The 17,250-nt window shown below is 63.0% G+C and carries 18 protein-coding genes and 1 pseudogene; 5 read left to right on the forward strand and 14 right to left on the reverse strand.

Annotated features, from left to right (window positions below):
- Positions 1–183: DUF2784 family protein (locus RUW20_RS14390; protein WP_409559372.1), on the forward strand; the 183-nt coding region annotated here is incomplete at its 5' end.
- Between the two features lie 34 nt (positions 184–217).
- On the opposite strand, the gene xerC is transcribed toward RUW20_RS14390, so the two are convergent.
- The 6 genes from xerC to RUW20_RS14420 form a co-directional block, all read right to left on the reverse strand.
- Positions 218–1,132, reverse strand: coding sequence for a tyrosine recombinase XerC (xerC, locus tag RUW20_RS14395; RefSeq protein WP_313952920.1), 915 nt, complete (start codon positions 1,130–1,132; stop codon positions 218–220).
- Between the two features lie 10 nt (positions 1,133–1,142).
- A complete protein-coding gene (locus RUW20_RS14400) occupies positions 1,143–1,796 on the reverse strand; it encodes a DUF484 family protein (RefSeq protein ID WP_313952921.1) in 654 nt (217 codons plus the stop codon).
- A complete protein-coding gene (gene dapF, locus RUW20_RS14405) occupies positions 1,793–2,623 on the reverse strand; it encodes a diaminopimelate epimerase (protein ID WP_313952922.1) in 831 nt (276 codons plus the stop codon). The genes RUW20_RS14400 and dapF overlap by 4 nt, the downstream gene beginning before the upstream one ends.
- A gap of 6 nt (positions 2,624–2,629) precedes the next feature.
- Entirely contained in the window at positions 2,630–3,151 is a 522-nt protein-coding gene (locus RUW20_RS14410; RefSeq protein WP_313952923.1) for a GNAT family N-acetyltransferase, read from the reverse strand.
- A gap of 146 nt (positions 3,152–3,297) precedes the next feature.
- Complete coding sequence (locus RUW20_RS14415) at positions 3,298–4,713, reverse strand: dihydrolipoyl dehydrogenase (RefSeq protein WP_313952924.1); 1,416 nt, start codon at positions 4,711–4,713, stop codon at positions 3,298–3,300.
- Between the two features lie 65 nt (positions 4,714–4,778).
- A complete protein-coding gene (locus RUW20_RS14420) occupies positions 4,779–5,066 on the reverse strand; it encodes an encapsulin-associated ferritin-like protein (RefSeq protein WP_313952958.1) in 288 nt (95 codons plus the stop codon).
- A 73-nt stretch (positions 5,067–5,139) separates the two neighbouring features.
- On the opposite strand from RUW20_RS14420, the gene RUW20_RS14425 reads away from it, so the two are divergent.
- Positions 5,140–6,384 (forward strand): hypothetical protein, encoded by a 1,245-nt coding sequence (locus RUW20_RS14425; protein WP_313952925.1) that lies wholly within the window; start codon positions 5,140–5,142, stop codon positions 6,382–6,384.
- Positions 6,385–6,394: 10 nt separating this feature from the next.
- Positions 6,395–7,198, forward strand: coding sequence for a mechanosensitive ion channel family protein (locus RUW20_RS14430; protein WP_313952926.1), 804 nt, complete (start codon positions 6,395–6,397; stop codon positions 7,196–7,198).
- Between the two features lie 15 nt (positions 7,199–7,213).
- On the opposite strand, the gene RUW20_RS14435 is transcribed toward RUW20_RS14430, so the two are convergent.
- From RUW20_RS14435 to RUW20_RS14445, 3 genes are all read right to left on the reverse strand, one after another.
- The gene (locus RUW20_RS14435; protein ID WP_313952927.1) at positions 7,214–9,166 is read right to left on the reverse strand and encodes a malonate decarboxylase subunit alpha; all 1,953 of its coding nucleotides are present in this window, start codon (positions 9,164–9,166) and stop codon (positions 7,214–7,216) included.
- A gap of 559 nt (positions 9,167–9,725) precedes the next feature.
- Positions 9,726–10,736, reverse strand: a complete 1,011-nt coding sequence (locus RUW20_RS14440) for a zinc-binding alcohol dehydrogenase family protein (RefSeq protein ID WP_313952928.1) — start codon at positions 10,734–10,736, stop codon at positions 9,726–9,728.
- Positions 10,737–10,767: 31 nt separating this feature from the next.
- Positions 10,768–11,058 carry a putative quinol monooxygenase gene (locus RUW20_RS14445; protein ID WP_313952929.1) on the reverse strand — a complete coding sequence of 97 codons (291 nt, stop codon included), beginning with the start codon at positions 11,056–11,058 and terminating at the stop codon, positions 10,768–10,770.
- A gap of 98 nt (positions 11,059–11,156) precedes the next feature.
- On the opposite strand from RUW20_RS14445, the gene RUW20_RS14450 reads away from it, so the two are divergent.
- Positions 11,157–12,062, forward strand: coding sequence for a LysR family transcriptional regulator (locus tag RUW20_RS14450; RefSeq protein ID WP_313952959.1), 906 nt, complete (start codon positions 11,157–11,159; stop codon positions 12,060–12,062).
- Between the two features lie 2 nt (positions 12,063–12,064).
- On the opposite strand, the gene RUW20_RS14455 is transcribed toward RUW20_RS14450, so the two are convergent.
- From RUW20_RS14455 to RUW20_RS14475, 5 genes and pseudogenes are all read right to left on the reverse strand, one after another.
- Entirely contained in the window at positions 12,065–12,943 is an 879-nt protein-coding gene (locus RUW20_RS14455) for an N-acetylmuramoyl-L-alanine amidase (RefSeq protein ID WP_313952930.1), read from the reverse strand.
- A 3-nt stretch (positions 12,944–12,946) separates the two neighbouring features.
- On the reverse strand, positions 12,947–13,276 hold the full coding sequence (locus tag RUW20_RS14460; protein WP_313952931.1) for a universal stress protein: 330 nt from the start codon (positions 13,274–13,276) through the stop codon (positions 12,947–12,949).
- Between the two features lie 324 nt (positions 13,277–13,600).
- A pseudogene (locus tag RUW20_RS14465) lies at positions 13,601–13,729 on the reverse strand (type I restriction-modification system subunit M N-terminal domain-containing protein); the annotation flags it as partial.
- A 17-nt stretch (positions 13,730–13,746) separates the two neighbouring features.
- Positions 13,747–14,802 (reverse strand): Fic family protein, encoded by a 1,056-nt coding sequence (locus RUW20_RS14470; RefSeq protein ID WP_313952932.1) that lies wholly within the window; start codon positions 14,800–14,802, stop codon positions 13,747–13,749.
- Positions 14,803–14,885: 83 nt separating this feature from the next.
- Positions 14,886–15,053, reverse strand: coding sequence for a hypothetical protein (locus RUW20_RS14475; RefSeq protein WP_313952933.1), 168 nt, complete (start codon positions 15,051–15,053; stop codon positions 14,886–14,888).
- Between the two features lie 623 nt (positions 15,054–15,676).
- Here RUW20_RS14475 and RUW20_RS14480 point away from each other — a divergent pair.
- A complete protein-coding gene (locus RUW20_RS14480) occupies positions 15,677–17,242 on the forward strand; it encodes a hypothetical protein (RefSeq protein ID WP_313952934.1) in 1,566 nt (521 codons plus the stop codon).
- The last annotated feature ends 8 nt before the right edge of the window (positions 17,243–17,250 follow it).

Consider the following 17,250-nt stretch of genomic DNA (forward strand, 5'->3'; position numbering starts at 1 on the left):
GGCTTCATCGAACATTACCTGCTGCCGATCATCTACCCGGCCGAGCTTACGCGCGACCTGCAACTTGCTCTGGCGGCAGGGGTGATCGTCGTTAACGTCGGCGTCTACGGTTGGTTGCTGTATCGCCGTCGGCGTTCGCGTTCCGAGGCCGGTCAGACAGGGAATCGCAGCAGGTCACCTTAGCAGTCGCTACTCACCGCTCTGCTTGCGATCGGCGCTAATCCGTCTTGCGTTTGGCGCGCGGGTGCGACTGATCGTAGACCGTGGCCAGATGCTGGAAGTCGAGGTGGGTGTAGATCTGCGTCGAGGCGATGCTGGCGTGACCGAGCATTTCCTGTACGGCGCGCAGATCGCCGGACGACTGCAGGACGTGCGAGGCGAACGAGTGGCGCAACATGTGTGGATGGACGCGGGCCGGCAGGCCCTGGGTCAGCCCGCGCCGCGCCAGGCGGAGCTGAATCATGCGCACGCCAAGACGCTGGCCCCGCTGACCAACGAACAAGGCCTTCTCGTCGGCGGTCGCCAGGCGGCCGCGCTGCGCGGCCCAGATCGCGACCGCTTCCCTGGCCTTGCTCCCCACCGGGACAGTGCGCAGCTTGCTGCGCTTGCCAAGGACGCGAACCTCGCCGGCCTGCAGGTCTTCCAGGCAGGAGATGTCGAGTGCGGCAAGTTCTGCCAGGCGCAGGCCGGACGAGTAGAAGAGCTCGAACATCGCTTGGTCGCGAATCGCCAGCAGGTTCTCGCCGGCGACTTCGAGCAGGCGATTGGCTTCGTCGGGCGACAGGGCTTTCGGCAGTGCCTTGGGGCTTTTCGGTGGCCGCACGCTGTCGACCGGATTGTGCGTGACAGCGCCGCGCTGGCCGAGCCAGCGATAAAAACCACGCCAGGCGGAAAGGCTGCGACCGAGCGAGCGGCCGCCCAGTCCGCGGGTGTGCAGCTGGGCGACAAAGCGCCGGATGTGAGGCGTCTGGATGCTGTCGAAGCCGCCGTCGCCGGGCAGTTCGGCGATCAGGCTGCAGAGCGACAGAAGATCGCGCCGATAGTTGGTGACCGTATGCGGTGACAGCCGGCGCTGCTGCGCGAGTTCATCGAGGTAGACGCTGACGCTGGCGGCGCGCTCGCTGACGGTCATCGTTGTCGTTTCAGCGCAAGGCGCGAGCCAGCGCTGCCGAGGTCATTTCGCCGAGACGTTCGAGATAGATCGTTCCCATGCCGGCGTAGAAGCGCTCAATGTCCTCACTGCCCATGGCGATCATGCCGATCGTGCCGCCACCGTTGCGCATGGCGATCAACGCTTGCGAACGGATCTGCGCGGCCGATTCGCCAAACCACGATGAGGTCTCGAAGCCGGCGGTTGACCCACAGTAGGGCTGCGTCAGCGTCTCGGCGAAGGCCTGTAGTTTCTCGCTGACCTGCGCGAACTCGGGCAGCTCATCCGTTTCTGTCGGGCGATTCCAGAGACGCACGGCGACATGCGGGACGGCGAAATCGTCGCGCAGATGGAAGTTCAGCGTCTGCAGTGCCGATTGAAAATTACCGGCAGCGATCATGCCTACCGCCAGTCGGTGCATCTTTTCGCTGATGCCGTCGTTTTCTTCACCGAACTGCAGCAACTCGCCCATCTTGCCTTCGAGCTTCTTGTTCTTGTCGCGCAGCGCCAGCATCTGGCGTTCGGTGATCGAGATCGTCCGGCCACCATGCGGATGGGTAATGACCATGTTGGTCATCAGATCGGTGTGCTCCTCGAAGAACTGAGGATGGTCCTGCAGATACTCCGCAACTTCGTCAGATTTCATAGTTCAATTTCTCCCTTGAATACGGTGACCGCCGGGCCGCTCATCAGCACCGCGGTGCCGTTGCCGTTCCAGGCGACAGTCAGCAGGCCGCCGCGCGTGGCGACGCGCACCGGCGAATCTAGCAGGCCGCGGCTGATGCCGGCCACCACGGCAGCACAGGCGCCGCTGCCACAGGCCAGAGTTTCGCCGGCGCCGCGCTCGAAAACGCGCAGGCGGATCGCCTGCCGGTCGATCACCTGCATGAAGCCGGCATTGACTCGCTGCGGAAACAGCGGGTGTGATTCGATCAGCGGTCCGAGTTGCTCGACCGCTGCCTTGTCGACGTCGGCGACGACCTGCACGGCGTGCGGGTTGCCCATGCCGACGGCGGTGATGGCGATTTCCTGGTCAGCCACCAACAGCGTCTGCACCAGCTCGTCCGTCGCGCTGATGAACGGCACCTGTGCCGGCACCAGCACCGGGATGCCCATGTCGACGCTGATCGTGCCGTCGTCTTCGAGGCGCAGGACGATCACCCCACCCATCGTCTCGACGCGGATTTCACGTTTCGCGGTCAAGCCCTGATCATGAACGAAACGCACAAAGCAGCGTGCGCCGTTGCCACATTGCTCGACCTCGCCGCCATCGCCATTGAAGATGCGATAGCGGAAGTCGACGCCAGGCTGGGTGGGCTGTTCGACGAGCAGGATCTGGTCGCAACCGATGCCGAAATGGCGATCGGCGAGGAAGCGCAGTTGTTCGGGCGTCAATGCGAGCGACTGACGAATGCCATCGAGCACGACGAAATCATTGCCCAGTCCATGCATCTTGACGAATGTCAGCTTCATTGGCGTTCAGGATCCGGCGGCGTGGGTGAGCAGTGACCGGGCCATTATAAAGTCGTCCATGACGAATCCGTCGCCAATATCGACGCAGACCGCTTCGCGGACGGTGAAGCCCTGTTTCCGGTACGCGGCGATGGCCTGCTCGTTGCCTTTGTTGACTGCCAGCATCAGCGTCTGGCAACCCGCCGCCCGCGCGCGCGCAACGACATGATCGACGAGGCGGGCACCAAGCCCCATGCGCTGTCGCTGCGGATCGACATAGAGCTTGTCGAGCTTCATTTCACTGGCCGCTCCAGTCAGAAAGCACGAGATGAAACCGGCCAGTTGCCCGTCGAGCGTCAGCTTGTCCCACCAGATATCCGGCTTGTTCAACTCGGCGAGCAGGAGTTGCGGCGAGTAACGCTGCGCGAGCATGAAGTCGATCTGTTGCTGGCTGATGATGCTCGTATAGGTATGTTGCCAGACCTGGCGTGCCAGCGCGGCGACCGGCTCGACATCGGCGGCGGTCAGAGGCGAGATCAAGACGTCCATTCAGACTCCGGCGGGATCGCTGCGCGGCGGCCAGGCAACGGCCGTATGCGGGTGGCGATGGCAAAGAGCGAATTGTACCGGGTCGTGCGCGGTGGGTCGTCCGTACGTCCGTAGGTTCGTACTCTCCGCGACGGCGGCGGTGGGCTTCAGTCCAGCGCCTCGGACTGATAGGCGCCGCAGGAAGCGAGATCGGAGTCGCTGCCTGCCGGCAGCTGAGCCGACAGATCACGCAGGGCGCTACGCATGCCCTCCTCGAGCACCGGGTGATAGAAGGGCAGCCGCAGCAGTTCCTGCACTGTCAGCTCGCGGTCGATCGCCAGTGCCAGCACATGCGCCATGTGTTCACCGGCCGGCACGCACATTTCACCGCCGAGCAGCCGGCCGCTGCTCTTGTCGGCATAGAGGCGCATCAATCCCTTGTTGCGCTCCGCCGTCCGGGCGCGGCCCTGTCTCGCGAAGTCAGCCTGTCCGATGACGATTTCGCTAGTGGCCAGCTCGGCGAAGCGTTGGCCGACGACGACCACGTTGGGGTCGGCGAAGACGATCGCCAGCGGCGTGCGACGCTGAAAGCAGCGCGGCTCCTCGGCGCAGGCGTTGATGCCGGCGATATGGCCCTCGTCCGCCGCCTCGTGCAGCAGGGCGGCACGCCCGTTGGCGTCGCCGGCGAGGAAGACCGGCAGGTCAGCGACCTGCAGGGTGTTCGGGTTGACCGGCGGCATGCCGCGTTCGTCCAGTTCGACGCCCAGCGTTTCGAGGCCGATGCCGTCGATGTTCGGGCGCCGGCCGATGGCGGCGATGACCTGGTCGACGACCACTTCCACCTGGCCGCTGCGCACCGCGATGCCTTCCGGTGCCGCCGACAATTCCGCGGCCGCACCGGTGTGAAATGCGAATTCCCCCTGCAACAGTTGGCGAAGCACCTGATCGACGCTTTCGTCACTCAGGCCGGCAAGCTGCGGATTGGAACCGAAACCGGTGACTTCGACCCCGAGCCGGGCAAGCGCCTGGGCGATCTCGACGCCGATCGCGCCGAGGCCGATTACCGCCATCCGGCGCGGCAGCTTTTCCGATTCGAACAGTGTGTCGGTGGTCAGGATGCGATCAGCGAAGTAGCGCCAGGCCTCCGGCATCACCGGACGACTGCCACTGGCAATGATGATTCGCCGGGCACGGTACGGGCAGCCGTCGACTTCAACCATATGCGGACCCGACAGTCGGGCCCGGCCCGCCAGATTGCGTTCGCCCAGATCTTCGCTGGCCTTGAGCGTGCCGGCGACGAACCTGTCGCGCAAGCTGCGTACGCGGCGCAGTACCGCCGGGACATCGATCGTCAGTCCGCTGCCGCCCCGGATGCCGAAGGCTTCGAAGGCGTGCCGGCGATGAAAGGCGTTGGCTGCTTCGATCAGTGCCTTGGAAGGCATGCAGCCGACCCGAGCGCAGGTGGTGCCGTAGTGACCGTCGTTGATCAGCAGGAAGCTCTCGGTGCGCTTGCGCACTTCGCGCAAGGCGGCAAGGCCGGCTGAACCGGCGCCGATGATGATGACGTCTAGCGTTTTTTCCATATGCCGAACCCTCGACCAAAACGTATCTGGATGTCGTCGTGGCGCTGCCGCGCCAGTGTCAGCGATCAGTGGTGATCGAGCTTCTTGCTGGTGAACAGAGTCTCGCGCAGTTCCTTGTCGAACACCGGATCGCGGCGGCGGATCCATTCCAGAACCATCGCCGCATGTTCCTTCTCTTCGTCCCGATTATGCTGCAGGATGGCGCGCAGCTCCTGGTCCTTGCAGGCATCGACGCGCTGGTTATACCAGTCGACCGCTTCGAGTTCCTCCATCAGCGAGACGATGGCGCGATGCATGTCGCGGGTTTCGTCCGTAAGCTCGGCGATGGGTTCGTGATAGCCTTCGTTTGCCATGTTTCGATCCTCGGTGAGTGATGGGGATTGAACGACAGGGGACAATTGTGTCAGCGGGGTGAATGTTCCGACGATGTCCAGCAAACAAGATCTGCCGTTGCAGAAGCAGGATAGCGCATCGCAGCCGACACTGTGGGAGTTCGTCCGGCTTGCCGACTACCGCGTGCCGAGCCCGGTCGGCGCAAGCGCGGCACTGGAGAAATGGGCCTCCCTGAAACGGGCTTTTCGGGGCAACGACAGCGCGGAGCAGGCGCCAGTCAAGGCGGAAGCCGATCTGCGCACGCTGTCGCAATCGCGCTTGCAGCGCCTGGTGGGGCCGATCGACTGGCGCTGTGCGGCGGCGGCGCTGGACGCGGCGATGGCCGATTGGTTGCACGCCAGCAAGCCGGATGCGCTGGTCAAGTTCGTGATCGGCCAGCCGCATTGCGGGCATCCGCAAATCCTCGCGCACTGGGCCGCGCGCCACCGGGCAACGCGGATCGAGGTGCCGAGCAGCGAGCAGATTCTCGCCGGCGACGAGCGCTGGTTCGCAGCCTGGCCGGAAGCCGATCATCTCTGGGTACTGCCGCAGCTCGAGCATTGCTATCTGCGCCACGCCGACGGCCTGAGGCTCGTTCGGCGCTTGCTGGAACAGGCGGCGAGCGGTGCTCTGGGGCGCGGCGTGATCGCCTGCGACAGCTGGGCCTGGGCGTATCTGCAGGAGGTCTGGCCCGTGCCACAGCCGGAGGCGCTGACCCTGCAGGCTTTCGACGGGCTGCGCTTGTCGCGCTATCTTGCCGAGCTGGCGTCGTGCCAGGGCGGCGGGTGCCTGCACTTTCGCAACGCTACGACCGGCAAGGAGGTGCAACTGGAACGCGGGCCGGACGATTCGGATGCCTGCCCGGAAATCAATCACATCGCCGTTCATAGCCGGGGCAATATCGGCTCTGCCTGGAGTTCGTGGCGGGCGTCGCTGCGGGCGACGCCTGAACAGGACGATGGCGCGCGGGAACAGGCCAGCGCGCTGGAGCAGGAGGCCAATCCGGATGCCGAGATCGTCTGGGTCTCGGCGGCCCTGCAGGAACCCGTGATGCCCGCCGAGAAGGGCGAGGGCATGGCTTTCGTCCTGCACGCGTTGTTGTTGCACAATGGCTTGCCGGCATTTCTGTTGCCCAAGCTGTTGCCGCAGCCAGACCATCGCCTCGCTTCCAGCCTGTTGCAGTTGCAGACCCAGGGCGTCGTGATGCTGGTCGGCGAGCGCTGGCAGATCAGCGCGTCGGCATATGCCGTGGTACGTGACTTCTTGCGTCGCCGCGGTTTCCTGAGGGATGACTTCTGAGGCCTTGAACATGGAAACCCCAACACTGGCAGAGCTTTTCCATACGCTGGGCACCGGTACGCTGCTCGAGCTGCTGCTGATAGTTGCCCTGGCCGGGTTGCTGATCGTCAGCGCGCAGAAACTCCTGCCATGGCTTGCAGACCAACTGCACGGCAAGCAACGCCTCTATCTGCTGGCCATCGTCCCGCTATTGCGCCTGGGAATTCTCGTGGCGGCTTTTCTGCTGGTCGTGCCGCGGGTCGTCGAGCCGTCGCTGCAGAACATGGTGGCCTTGTTCGGCACGGTCGGTCTGGCGCTGGGTTTCGCGATGAAGGATTACGCCAGCAGCCTGATCGCCGGCATCGTGGCCGTTGGCGAGATGCCCTATCGCAACGGCGACTGGATCGAAGTCAACGGGATCTACGGCGAAGTGACGCATATCGGCATGCGTACGGTGGAGATCGTCACCCCGGACGATTCGCGGGTCAGCATTCCGCACCTGCGCATGTGGACCGATCCGATTTTCAACGCCAACTGCGGCCGCCCGCAGCTTCAGTGCGTGGCCGATTTCTATCTTCACCCCGCGCACGATGCGCTTGCCGCCAAGGCGGTGCTGCAGGACGTCGCCCTGACCAGCCCCTACCTCCATTTCGACGACCCGATCATGGTCACCGTGCACGAGAAACCCTGGGGCACGCATTACCGCTTGAAGGCCTATCCGATCGACGCGCGCCAGCAGTTTCGCTTCATCAGCGATCTGACCGTTCGCGGCAAGGCGGCGCTGACCCGGCTCGGGGTCCGCTTTGCCGTTGCTCCGGTAGTCGCAGAAAAATAGCCCTGAGGGGGTGGGTCAGGCCGGGCTGCCTCCGTCGCCGCTGCGCCCGGCCAGGAAAGCCTGAGCTTCTTCCCGGCGCTCGAAGACGTGCGGCGCGATGCTGCGTGCGGAGAAGGCCTCGCCCAGCTTGGCACGCAGGAAGGCGCTGGTGGCGTAGCGGGTGATCTGGCTGAAGTAGTTGGCCAGGAAGTAGCGGTCCATCTCGGCGTAGGCGTCGTACATGTCCTGGTTGATGCGGAAGCGGTCGTAGTTGATGATTACGCCGACCATCTTGCCGGCTTCCTTGCAGCGCAGCTCGCAGATATCCCAGATCGCCTTGACGTCCTCCTCGACGCGAATATGCATGCCCTCGAAATTGAGGAAAAGAATGTTGCGCTCTGGATCGTAAATGACCCGCTCCGGCATCGACAGGTTGAGCAGTTCCGCCTCCAGGCCCATCGGGTTGGTATTGAAGATGCGCGCATCCATGACGCCATATTCACCGACGATTGGCTCGAAATCCATGTGCGGCAGGATGTCCCGGTCGACCTCGATACCGGGCGCCACCTCGATCAGCGCCAGCCCGCCCCGGACCCGGCGGAAGACGCAGCGTTCGGTGACGTAGAAGACCGGTTTGTCGCGATCATAGGCGTACTGGCCATTGAAGGTGATTTGCTCGACCTGCTTGAGGAACTTGCGCTGCGATCCTTCCTGAACAATGTGTAGCTTGCCGTCACGGACCTCGACCTCGAGGCCTTTGCCGGTAAAGGTGCCGACGAACACCACCAGACGGGCGTTCTGGCTGATGTTGATGAAGCCGCCGGCACCGGTCAGGCGGCCACCGAAGCGGCTGACGTTGACGTTGCCGGCGGCATCGCACTCGGCCATGCCCAGGCACGCCATGTCCAGCCCGCCACCATCGTAGAAATCGAACTGCTGGTTTTCGTCGATCACCGCGTCCATGTTGACGCCGGTCCCGAAGTTGCCCCCGGTCGAGGGGATGCCGCCGATCAGACCGGATTCGACGGTCAGGGTCAGCAGGTGCGAGATGCGCTCTTCGTTGGCCACCCCCGCCACGCCTTCGGGCATCCCGACACCCAGATTGATGATGCCGTTGGGAGGCAGTTCGAAGGCGGCACGCCGGGCGATGATCTTGCGCGGGCTCAATGGCGCCGACACCACGCTGGGCGCCGGAACGCGGAACTCGCCGGCATAGGCGGCGCTGTACTGGGTGGCCAGGGTCTGCATGTGCTGGGCCGGTTCGGCGACCACCACGCAATCGACCAGGATCCCCGGGATCTTCACCTGCCGCGGCGATAGGCCGCTGCGTTCGGCGATCCGTTCGACCTGGGCGATGACGATGCCGTTACTGTTCTTGGCCGCCATTGCCATGGCCAGATTGTTCAGCGTCAACGCTTCGCGTTCCATCGTGATGTTGCCGAAAGTGTCGGCGGTGGTGCCGCGCACGAAGGCGACGTTGACCTCGCCGACCTTGTAGAACAGCCACTCCTCTTTATCGACTTCGACCAGGCTGACGATGTCTCTGGTGGTGGCTTTGTTGATCCGCCCGCCGTCGTAGCGGGGGTCGACGAAAGTGTGCAGTCCGACCTTGGAGAAGGACCCCGGCTTGCCGGCGGAGAGATCGCGGAACAATTGACAGATGATGCCTTGCGGCAGGTTATAGGCCTGAATGCGGTTGTCGAGGGCCAGTTTCGCCACCTTCGGCATGCGGCCCCAGTGGCCCGCCACGACTCGGCGCAGCAAACCTTCGTGGCCCAGGTGATTGAGCCCCAGGCTCTCGCCGTCGCCCTGGCCGGCAGCGGCGAACAAGGTCAGGTTCTTTGGGCCGCCGGTGGTGAGGAAGCGGCGCTCCAGCGCCGACAGCAGGGCCTCGGCGAAGCCGGTCTGGACGAAGCCGGTACTGGCCAGGGTATCGCCGTCCCGGATCAGGGCGATCGCTTCGTCGGCAGTGACGATCTTGCTGCGCATGGTGCTTTCCTCCCGCTATTGTTTTTTGATGTCCGGCCGACGGTCCAGCGGACGACATCATCCTCGCGGCGGTACCTGCAGGGGGCACCAGTCGCCCAGACCTTGCCAAGCTTACCTGCTTGACGGATCGCGTCCACATTTATTCCTTGATGGGCGCGTTGGTTTCGGCAGCGGGCGCCAGGTGTGTGCAGGAGATGGCCCTACGCGACAGCAACGAGCTGCTGGCATGAGCGGGATTCGCATCCGCGAGATCGAAGCGCCAGAGGTTGTCGCAGCGGGTAGAAGCTGGCCGCGCTGCCGAACGATGAAACCGCTACGCCAACCCAACCGGAGCCGGCCCGTGGCTATCGTTGGCGGGCCATGCTCGAATGCGGCATGCGTTCCGCATTCATTTTTGCCCGCCTCGAGCCCATCATGGACCTTCGCCGTGATGCATTGAAGGAGCGGCATGCCAGGCAACATCGACGAAACCGTGGTCACACGGAAAAACGCCGTTCGGCCCCAGTGAAGGGCCCGAACGGCGTGATGACTTGCCATCCGCAACCGGATGGCATCGATTTCAGACGGCTTGAACGACGATCTTGCCTTTTGCCTGCCCTGTTTCGATGAGCGCGTGGGCGGCGCGGATGTTTTCAGCGTTGATCGGGCTGAGAACCTTGTCGAGCGTGGTGCGAATTCGTCCAGCGTCGATTTCGTTCGCCACGTAGGTCAGCAATTTGTGCTGCTCAATCATGTCCGGCGTCTGGTGCATGGCGCGGGCGAACATGAATTCCCAATGCAGGCTGGCCGCCTTCATCTTCATGCCAGCCATCGGCATCGGTAGATCGGTATCGTCGATGGTGACAATCCCGCCCTGCGGCCGGATCAGTTCCACCGCCGTTTCCCAGTGGCGCATGTCATTGAAGATCGCGACGTGATCGACATGGTGAAACCCCAGGGCACGTACCTGTTCCACCATCGGTTCGCGGTGATTGACCACATGATCCGCGCCCAGCTCTCTGACCCAGCTTGCCGTTTCCGGGCGCGAGGCGGTGGCGATGACCACCAGCCCGGCCGCCTTGGCGAGTTGAATGCCGATCGAGCCGACACCACCACCCGCGCCGATGATCAGAACCGTCTGTCCCCTGTCGGCACCATCACGATCAATGCCCAGACGATCAAAGAAAGCCTCATAGGCGGTGATCGTGGTCAGTGGCAGCGCCGCGGCTTCGGCAAAACCGAGGCTCTTCGGTTTGCAGCCGACAATGCGTTCGTCAACCAGCTGAAATTCGGCATTGGAGCCGGAGCGGGTGATATCGCCGGCGTAATAAACCTCGTCCCCCGGCTTGAACAGCGTGACCTCCGGGCCGACCGCCTCGACCACGCCGCTGGCGTCCCAGCCCAGCACGCGAGGTGGGTCTTCGACTTTGTCTTTTGGCGCGCGGACTTTGGTATCGACCGGGTTGATGGAGACGGCCTTCACGGAGACCAGAAGATCACGACCCAGAGCCGTAGGCTTGGGCAGTTCCACGTCGAGAAACGCATTCGGGTCATTGACGGGAAGATAGTGCGTAAGGGCGACAGCTTTCATATGTGGGAAACCTCCTGGTCTCTGGGCTTGGTCAGCCGCTTCTGGTCATTTCGTTAACCGTGAATTCGGCAACGGCGCCGTCGGTTGCCTGCATATAGGCGGCCAGGTGTGGAGCATTCATGTGCGTCTGCCACAACGCGCGCGATTCCCAGGTTTCGTAGAACATGAAATGTGCTGGATTGTCGTTGTCGCGGTGAAAGTCATACTGGATGCAGCCTTCTTCGGCGCGCGTGATCGGGATCAGCTTCTCCAGCTCTGCCTTGACCAGATCAATCTGGTCGGGGTTGGCGTGGATGTTGGCGACGATGGTCAGTTTGCTCATTGCCTTGACTCCATGGGTGGCGGTGGGAGAACTATAGCTGCTTGCCAAAGCCGGATAAACGGGCAGAATACGGAAAGATAATCCGGAATGGCCGAACAATGTTACTCAGCAACATCGCCCTGTTCCTGCAAATCGTCGAGAAAGGCAGCTTGACGGCAGCCGGCCGTGAAGCCGGGCTCTCGGTGACCACGGTATCCGAGCGGCTTTCTGCGCTCGAGGCGCATTTTGGTGTTGTCCTCTTGAATCGCACGACACGCGCGCTCAGCCTGACGGAAGAGGGGCGCACCCTGGTCGAGGGTGCCAAACGGGTTCTGGGCGAGGTCGAGGACCTTGAAACGCGCATCCGCCATGGTGCGCAAACCCTGTCGGGCCCGATCCGGATCAGTGCCCCAAGCGATATCGGGCGGACCCTTGTTTCTGCCGAGATCAACCGCTTTCTGTCAGAAAACCCGGCCATCTCCGTCGAGTTGCTGCTTTCGGACGGCTATGTCGATATTGTTGGTGAGGGCTTTGATATCGCCTTGCGTTTTGGCCCGGTCACCGACAGTTCGCTACGCGTCAGAAGCCTTGGTCAGAAACGGCGGCTGGTCTGTGCCGCGCCAAGCTATCTTGAAAAACACGGCCGCCCGAACAAGCCTGTCGATCTGAAGACTCACAACTGTCTTGTCATGCGCTTTGGCACGCATCTGGACAACGTCTGGCGGTTTGGCCCCAACACCATGCAGCAGATCGTCACCGTGCGCGGCGACAGGGTGGCCAATGACGGGGCGCTGGTGCGGCAGTGGTGCCTTGCCGGTCATGGGATCATGCTGAAGTCGGAACTGGATGTCGGGCCGGATATCAGGGCCGGCAATCTGCGTGAACTCCTCACCGACCATGCGCCGCCCGCCACACCCCTGCAAATGCTGTTTCCTCCCGGCCGGGCCCAGCCAAGGCGGGTGCGCGCACTTGCCGATCAACTGGCCCTGATGCTTCAGCGTCTGGAACGATCCGGCGACAATTGAGTTCACGATGCCGGTTTGCGGCGTGTCTCCACCCACAGGCACTGCATCAGCTGCCGTTCCGCCGCGGTGGCTTCCCCTTCCTGATCGATGCCGAGAAAATGCCGACGAAAGGCAGCCAAAGCGGCCGCCGGGTTCGAGGTGTCGTAACCGATGCCCTCGAGCGCAATCAGCGAATCGAAAGAATCCGGGATCGGCGTAAGGGCTCGTTCGGGGCACCACAAACCATAGCCCTCCCTCGCCAGCTGTTGCCAGGGGAAAAGTCGACTCGGGTCGATTTTTCGACCTGGCGCCACATCACCGTGCCCCAGGAAATTGTTCGCCGGAATCCGGTAGCGTTCCTTCAAGCTCTTCAACAGCTCGAGGAGAACCGTCATCTGTGCTTCCGGGTAGGGTTCCGCCCCCGTGTTGTCGAGCTCAATGCCGATCGACGCCGAATTGAGGTCGGTGTTGCCGCCCCAGTAAGACTTCCCCGCGTGCCAGGCGCGCTGTTCTTCATCGACCAGTTGGTAGAGCGTGCCGTCGCGTCCGACCAGGTAATGGGAGCTGACTTCGCGGGCCGGGTCGGTGAGGGTTTTGAGCGCAGGCAGCACGCTGCTGTTGGTGGTGTCGTGGAGGATCACGAAGTTTGGCCGACGCGCATTGTGGTTTGGCGATGGAACAACAATGGCGTTTTCAGAACCCGCCTGAAATCTGACGCACCCAGCAGCCAGGGCGCATGCAAGACCGAGGCATATCCCGCGCAGAAGCCGATGAAGCACCTCAGACTCCCGGGGCGAGGGGCTTGAAGACGATTTCAATGACTTGTGGCCGCGTCCTGCTCTGGAGGCCGATTCTGCTTTGGCGGTGACCGCAAAGGGCGTCGAGTCGAGGGGGGTCGCCATCGGTCAGCGCGTGGGTGCCAGATGTAGAGGGGTTTCACAGTGGTGCAAGACCGTTTCCACGGTCGCCCCTTGAACGAGGCGGGCGGCGCAGTCCAGTCCGTCGTCTCGAAGCGTTTGGCTTGTGGTCTGCAGCTGGCGATGCTTTGGGTGATATTTTTCCACCGCGTCGTCGCGCATCACTGTCGGATCCCCCTTGTAGCCGACGAACTCGGGATCGGGTTCGGCGACGTGTAGGAGCCATATCTTGGCGCCCAGCGCGCGTGCGAGAAGAGCGGCCTGGGCGAGGACTTTCTTCGCCGAATCCGAGAAATCGACGCCGACTAGTAGGTTCATCAGTGATCCATCACGTAGTCCAGGGGAAGGGTGATGGTACAAGCAAAGGATGGGATTTTGAAGGGCAGAATGCCGGCACGATCGCGCGTCGCCTCGACCGAGGTGTCCTGGTCAATGTGAGGTTCCCGCGGCTTTTCGTCTGCCAAAGGGTGGGTTTCATGCGACCAGAGTGCTGCCTGATGGTGCTTTCTGAACCAGTTCGCCCGGAACTGAAAAGGGACCATTAGCCCGAGAGGGGACACAGCATCCGCGCAGGAAACTCTGCTAACACGAGTATGTCATTGGCAGCATGAGCTTAGGCGATGACTATCTTGACATTTGCCGGGCGTCAGAGACGTACGTCAGGAAGATCACGCCCAGTACCACGTGCTTGTAGAAGGCCGCATCCAGGTTGGAGCGCAGCTTGTCGGCGGTTGTCCAGAGCTTCTTTTCGAGGTCCCTGATGAATTCGATTGGAGAGTAGTAGGTTGCTAGACGAGTGGTTGCGTTCTTTCCCACTTGGCGCCGCGGCCCTTGCCGGTGGGGGCAATCAGCCCTTCAGCTTTCATGGCGCGCAAGATGACGCGCACCATGTCACGGCTGATGCCGGGGCAGGCTTCTTCGATTTCCGAGATGGAGAACGGCAGGTGTCGCTTGAGGATTTCAGCGCGCACCCGGTCGCCCTTGGCGCCGCGCCCACGTTCAATGGTGCCGACACGCTCCTCGAATTCCTTGTAGGCCCGCAGCAGCGCACCCCAGAAGTAGTCCAGCCACGGAGCGATGTCGTGTGCGCCGTCATGCCAGTCCTGTGAGCTGGCCTCCAGGGTGTCGTAATAGCTCTCTTTGGACTCCTCGAAGATACGCTCCAGGCTGATGAATCGGCCCACGGCGTAGTCAAAGTGATAAAGCAACTGCAAGGTCAGCAGCCGCGCCATGCGGCCATTGCCATCTGGAAAGGGGTGGATGCAGAGGAAATCGAGGATGACCAGCGGCACCAGCACCAGCGGGTCAGCCAGGTGTTGATCGAGCGCTGTGCGGTAGCGCGCGATCAGGTCGGCCATCGCCATGGGCGTGAGGTGTGCGGCCACGGGGCGGAAGCGAATGCGCGAGCTGCCGTCGGGGTGGCGCTCGATAATGTCGTTGTTGGTAGCCTTCCAATGCCCGCCGGGTTGCGGCATGTAGCGGTACAGGGTGCCGTGCAACTGCAGAACGGTCCCCTCCGAGAAGGGCATTTGCTCGCCGCTTTCGTGGACCAATGCCAGTGCATCACGGTAGCCGGCCACTTCCTGCTCAGATCTACTCCTGGGGGTCGCATTCTTTAGCACCAGCGACTTGAGCCGGTTGGCGGCAACCACCACACCTTCGAGGCGGTTGGACGACTCAGTGGACTCGACAACCGCCACTTGACGCAAATCGCTTAACACCTCAGGTGACTGTGCGACATAGAGTTGCTGCTTGCCCCGATACTCGCCCAAAGCGCGCAGCGTCGCTACTTGCTGGGCGTCAAAGCGCAGCTTGGCGAGGTAGTCGGGCGGGAGAGAGTGCATGAGTCATCTCATTTAGCGCTAATAGGGTAATGCTACCTGCAATTGGGGTAATGATCCATGCAGTTACCCCAATAATCGGCCAGTTACCCTATTTGTGCCGAAGGAAATCGCTTGGTTTCGTAATCGAACAGCGCGTTCATGGTGGCGTCGTCCATCACCTCACGGAACCCACGCTGAATGCCAAGCAAACCGCCATTGATGCCTACCTCGCCTGCACCGCCGCCACCCACATCGATGGTGAGACGCAGCATTCCCTGCGAAAACGCCGTCAACACTGGCCTCGCGCGCAACAAAAAGCCCCAACCGAGAACGGCCGGGGCTTCGTGTCTGGTGGGCCCGCAGGGACTTGAACCCTGGACCAAAGGATTATGCTTACCACTACGGCTTTCGCCGCCTCTTTCGAGTTTGTGGTCTGGACTATACCTTCCCGTTACAGGCTGGCCGTCTAGTCTCTACACCTTCCCCCGTGCCGTCTGGGGGCTTGGCTCGGTATTGGCGTTGCCCTCAGGCCTTAGCTTCCACCGAATTTGACCAGTTCTACCCGCCACCAGCGCGAAGCTGACAACGGGCAACCCATGCGACCAACCACCCATCATTGATGTTCAGGCTGATCGCGCTAAGTCCTCTGCTCTAACCAACTGAGCTACAGGCCCGGGACGGTATTCTACAGGCTTCCCGTGGGCTGGCCAGCATCGAAGATGGCGCTGCCGGGGCAATCGCATGGCCATGGCGGGCGGGGCAAGGGAGGTGCGCAGCGGCGGTGATGATGCGCGAAGAGGAATATTTTCACGCTAGCTGCATCCAATCCGCGGTTCAATACGAAACAACTGCAAGCGGCGTATCGTCGCAACCCTCAACCGATGGAGAAATGAACATGACACAGACCCGTTTGCAGATTCTGGCTGCCTCGCTGCTGGTCGCCTCGAGCCCCGTACTGGCGCAGCTCGCGCCGGTCAAGGACGGTATCTCGAATACCCTGGTGGTGTCGGAGAAAGCCGCCGCCCAGCCAGCCCCCGCTGCGGCGCCAGCTCCGGGCGGCGGGTCGCCAGGGGCAGCGGGAGCAAGCAACATCGGCACGCGGGCCTCGCTGGTCGGTCGCATCGAACAGGCGAACGACAGTGCTGGCGGCCGGCAGGATGTCTCGGTCGGCGGGATCAGTGGTGCGACAACGGGAACGGTCAACACCGATGCCACGCTGGCAGGCAGCGTGGTTCAGAGCAAGAGCGGTGTTGCCGGGCGCTCTACGGCCAACGACGCGCAGGAAGTCAGGGTTGGCGCTGCAGGTGGCAACGTGCAGGCGGGCAATGCGACGCTTTCCGGCACCGTCAAGGGCAATGTCGTGCAGACGCAGAGCGCCACCTCCGGCCAGCGCACGCAACGTGTCGATGCCGGCAGCCTCACCGACTCGCGGGTCGGGTCGCTGACCACCAGCGGCGTCGTCAGTGGCAATGTCACCCAGAGTCAGGTCAATGATTCAAGCAGCTCGGGCCTGAGTCAGGAGATTCGGGCCGGAGCGGTGCAGGGCTCCCAGATCACGTCGGGAGCGACCAGCGGCCGGATCGTCGGCCCGAGCGTCAGCCAGCAATCGAGTGGTGGCAACGCCGGTAATTCTTCGAATTCGCAGAGCGTCGATGCGGGGAGCATCAGCGGCACGCAGGCCAGCAACGTGAACACCGACGGGCTGGTGGCCGGCGCCGTCACCCAGAATCGCCAGGGCAGCGCCGCCGGCAGGCAGGACCTTTCGGTCGGCGCGGTGAGTGGCGTCGATGCGGGCGGCAACATTTCGACCCGGGGCGCCGTCAGCAATACGGTGACCCAGACGCAGGACAGTCAGGCGAATCAGGCCGTCGCCATCGGCAGTGTCAGTGGTGGCTCGCCGCAGAACGCGACCACCAACGCCCAGGCCTCGGGCGCGATTTCGCAGTCGGCGACCTCGCGCACCGGCAACACCGCCGGCAACCAGCAGCGTGTCCTGATCGGCAGCGCCGTGGGCAGCAGTGGTCGCGTCACCACCAATGCGACCACCACCAATGCCATCTCGCAGTCGCTTGCCGATACCCAGGGTGGCGCCAGGCAGACGGTTTCCGTGGGCAGCGCCGAGCGCACCTCCGGCACCGTGAGCACCGATGCCGTGGTCACCGGCAGGATCGACCAGTCGGCGCGCAGCACCATCAACAGCGAGCAGACGGTATCCATCGGCAGCGCCGAGAACACCGCGGCAACGGTGGCCACGCGGGTCGCCGTCGATGCCGGCATCCGGCAGGACGCGCTGGGCACGACCAACGGATCGCAGACCATCAACCTCGGTAGCGTGCGCAATACCGGTGCCGGTAATGTGGCCACCGACGTCAAGGTCAGCGGCGCCATCACCCAGACCAGTCGGGCGGGCAGCGCTGGCAGCCAGCGCGTGCTGGTCGGCGGGGTCGAAGGCGCGCAATAGCAAGCGAA

It is taken from the genome of Accumulibacter sp. (genome assembly GCF_032229525.1).
Classification (GTDB): Bacteria; Pseudomonadota; Gammaproteobacteria; order Burkholderiales; family Rhodocyclaceae; genus Accumulibacter.

What these genes read in the sequence shown, in the direction of transcription:
- xerC (WP_313952920.1), bottom strand. Translation starts at nt 1,132, where the DNA reads ATGACCGTCAGCGAGCGCGCCGCCAGCGTCAGCGTCTACCTCGATGAA.
- RUW20_RS14400 (WP_313952921.1), bottom strand. Translation starts at nt 1,796, where the DNA reads ATGAAATCTGACGAAGTTGCGGAGTATCTGCAGGACCATCCTCAGTTC.
- dapF (WP_313952922.1), bottom strand. Translation starts at nt 2,623, where the DNA reads ATGAAGCTGACATTCGTCAAGATGCATGGACTGGGCAATGATTTCGTC.
- RUW20_RS14410 (WP_313952923.1), bottom strand. Translation starts at nt 3,151, where the DNA reads ATGGACGTCTTGATCTCGCCTCTGACCGCCGCCGATGTCGAGCCGGTC.
- RUW20_RS14415 (WP_313952924.1), bottom strand. Translation starts at nt 4,713, where the DNA reads ATGGAAAAAACGCTAGACGTCATCATCATCGGCGCCGGTTCAGCCGGC.
- RUW20_RS14420 (WP_313952958.1), bottom strand. Translation starts at nt 5,066, where the DNA reads ATGGCAAACGAAGGCTATCACGAACCCATCGCCGAGCTTACGGACGAA.
- RUW20_RS14425 (WP_313952925.1), top strand. Translation starts at nt 5,140, where the DNA reads ATGTCCAGCAAACAAGATCTGCCGTTGCAGAAGCAGGATAGCGCATCG.
- RUW20_RS14430 (WP_313952926.1), top strand. Translation starts at nt 6,395, where the DNA reads ATGGAAACCCCAACACTGGCAGAGCTTTTCCATACGCTGGGCACCGGT.
- RUW20_RS14435 (WP_313952927.1), bottom strand. Translation starts at nt 9,166, where the DNA reads ATGCGCAGCAAGATCGTCACTGCCGACGAAGCGATCGCCCTGATCCGG.
- RUW20_RS14440 (WP_313952928.1), bottom strand. Translation starts at nt 10,736, where the DNA reads ATGAAAGCTGTCGCCCTTACGCACTATCTTCCCGTCAATGACCCGAAT.
- RUW20_RS14445 (WP_313952929.1), bottom strand. Translation starts at nt 11,058, where the DNA reads ATGAGCAAACTGACCATCGTCGCCAACATCCACGCCAACCCCGACCAG.
- RUW20_RS14450 (WP_313952959.1), top strand. Translation starts at nt 11,157, where the DNA reads ATGTTACTCAGCAACATCGCCCTGTTCCTGCAAATCGTCGAGAAAGGC.
- RUW20_RS14455 (WP_313952930.1), bottom strand. Translation starts at nt 12,943, where the DNA reads ATGGCGACCCCCCTCGACTCGACGCCCTTTGCGGTCACCGCCAAAGCA.
- RUW20_RS14460 (WP_313952931.1), bottom strand. Translation starts at nt 13,276, where the DNA reads ATGAACCTACTAGTCGGCGTCGATTTCTCGGATTCGGCGAAGAAAGTC.
- RUW20_RS14470 (WP_313952932.1), bottom strand. Translation starts at nt 14,802, where the DNA reads ATGCACTCTCTCCCGCCCGACTACCTCGCCAAGCTGCGCTTTGACGCC.
- RUW20_RS14475 (WP_313952933.1), bottom strand. Translation starts at nt 15,053, where the DNA reads ATGCTGCGTCTCACCATCGATGTGGGTGGCGGCGGTGCAGGCGAGGTA.
- RUW20_RS14480 (WP_313952934.1), top strand. Translation starts at nt 15,677, where the DNA reads ATGACACAGACCCGTTTGCAGATTCTGGCTGCCTCGCTGCTGGTCGCC.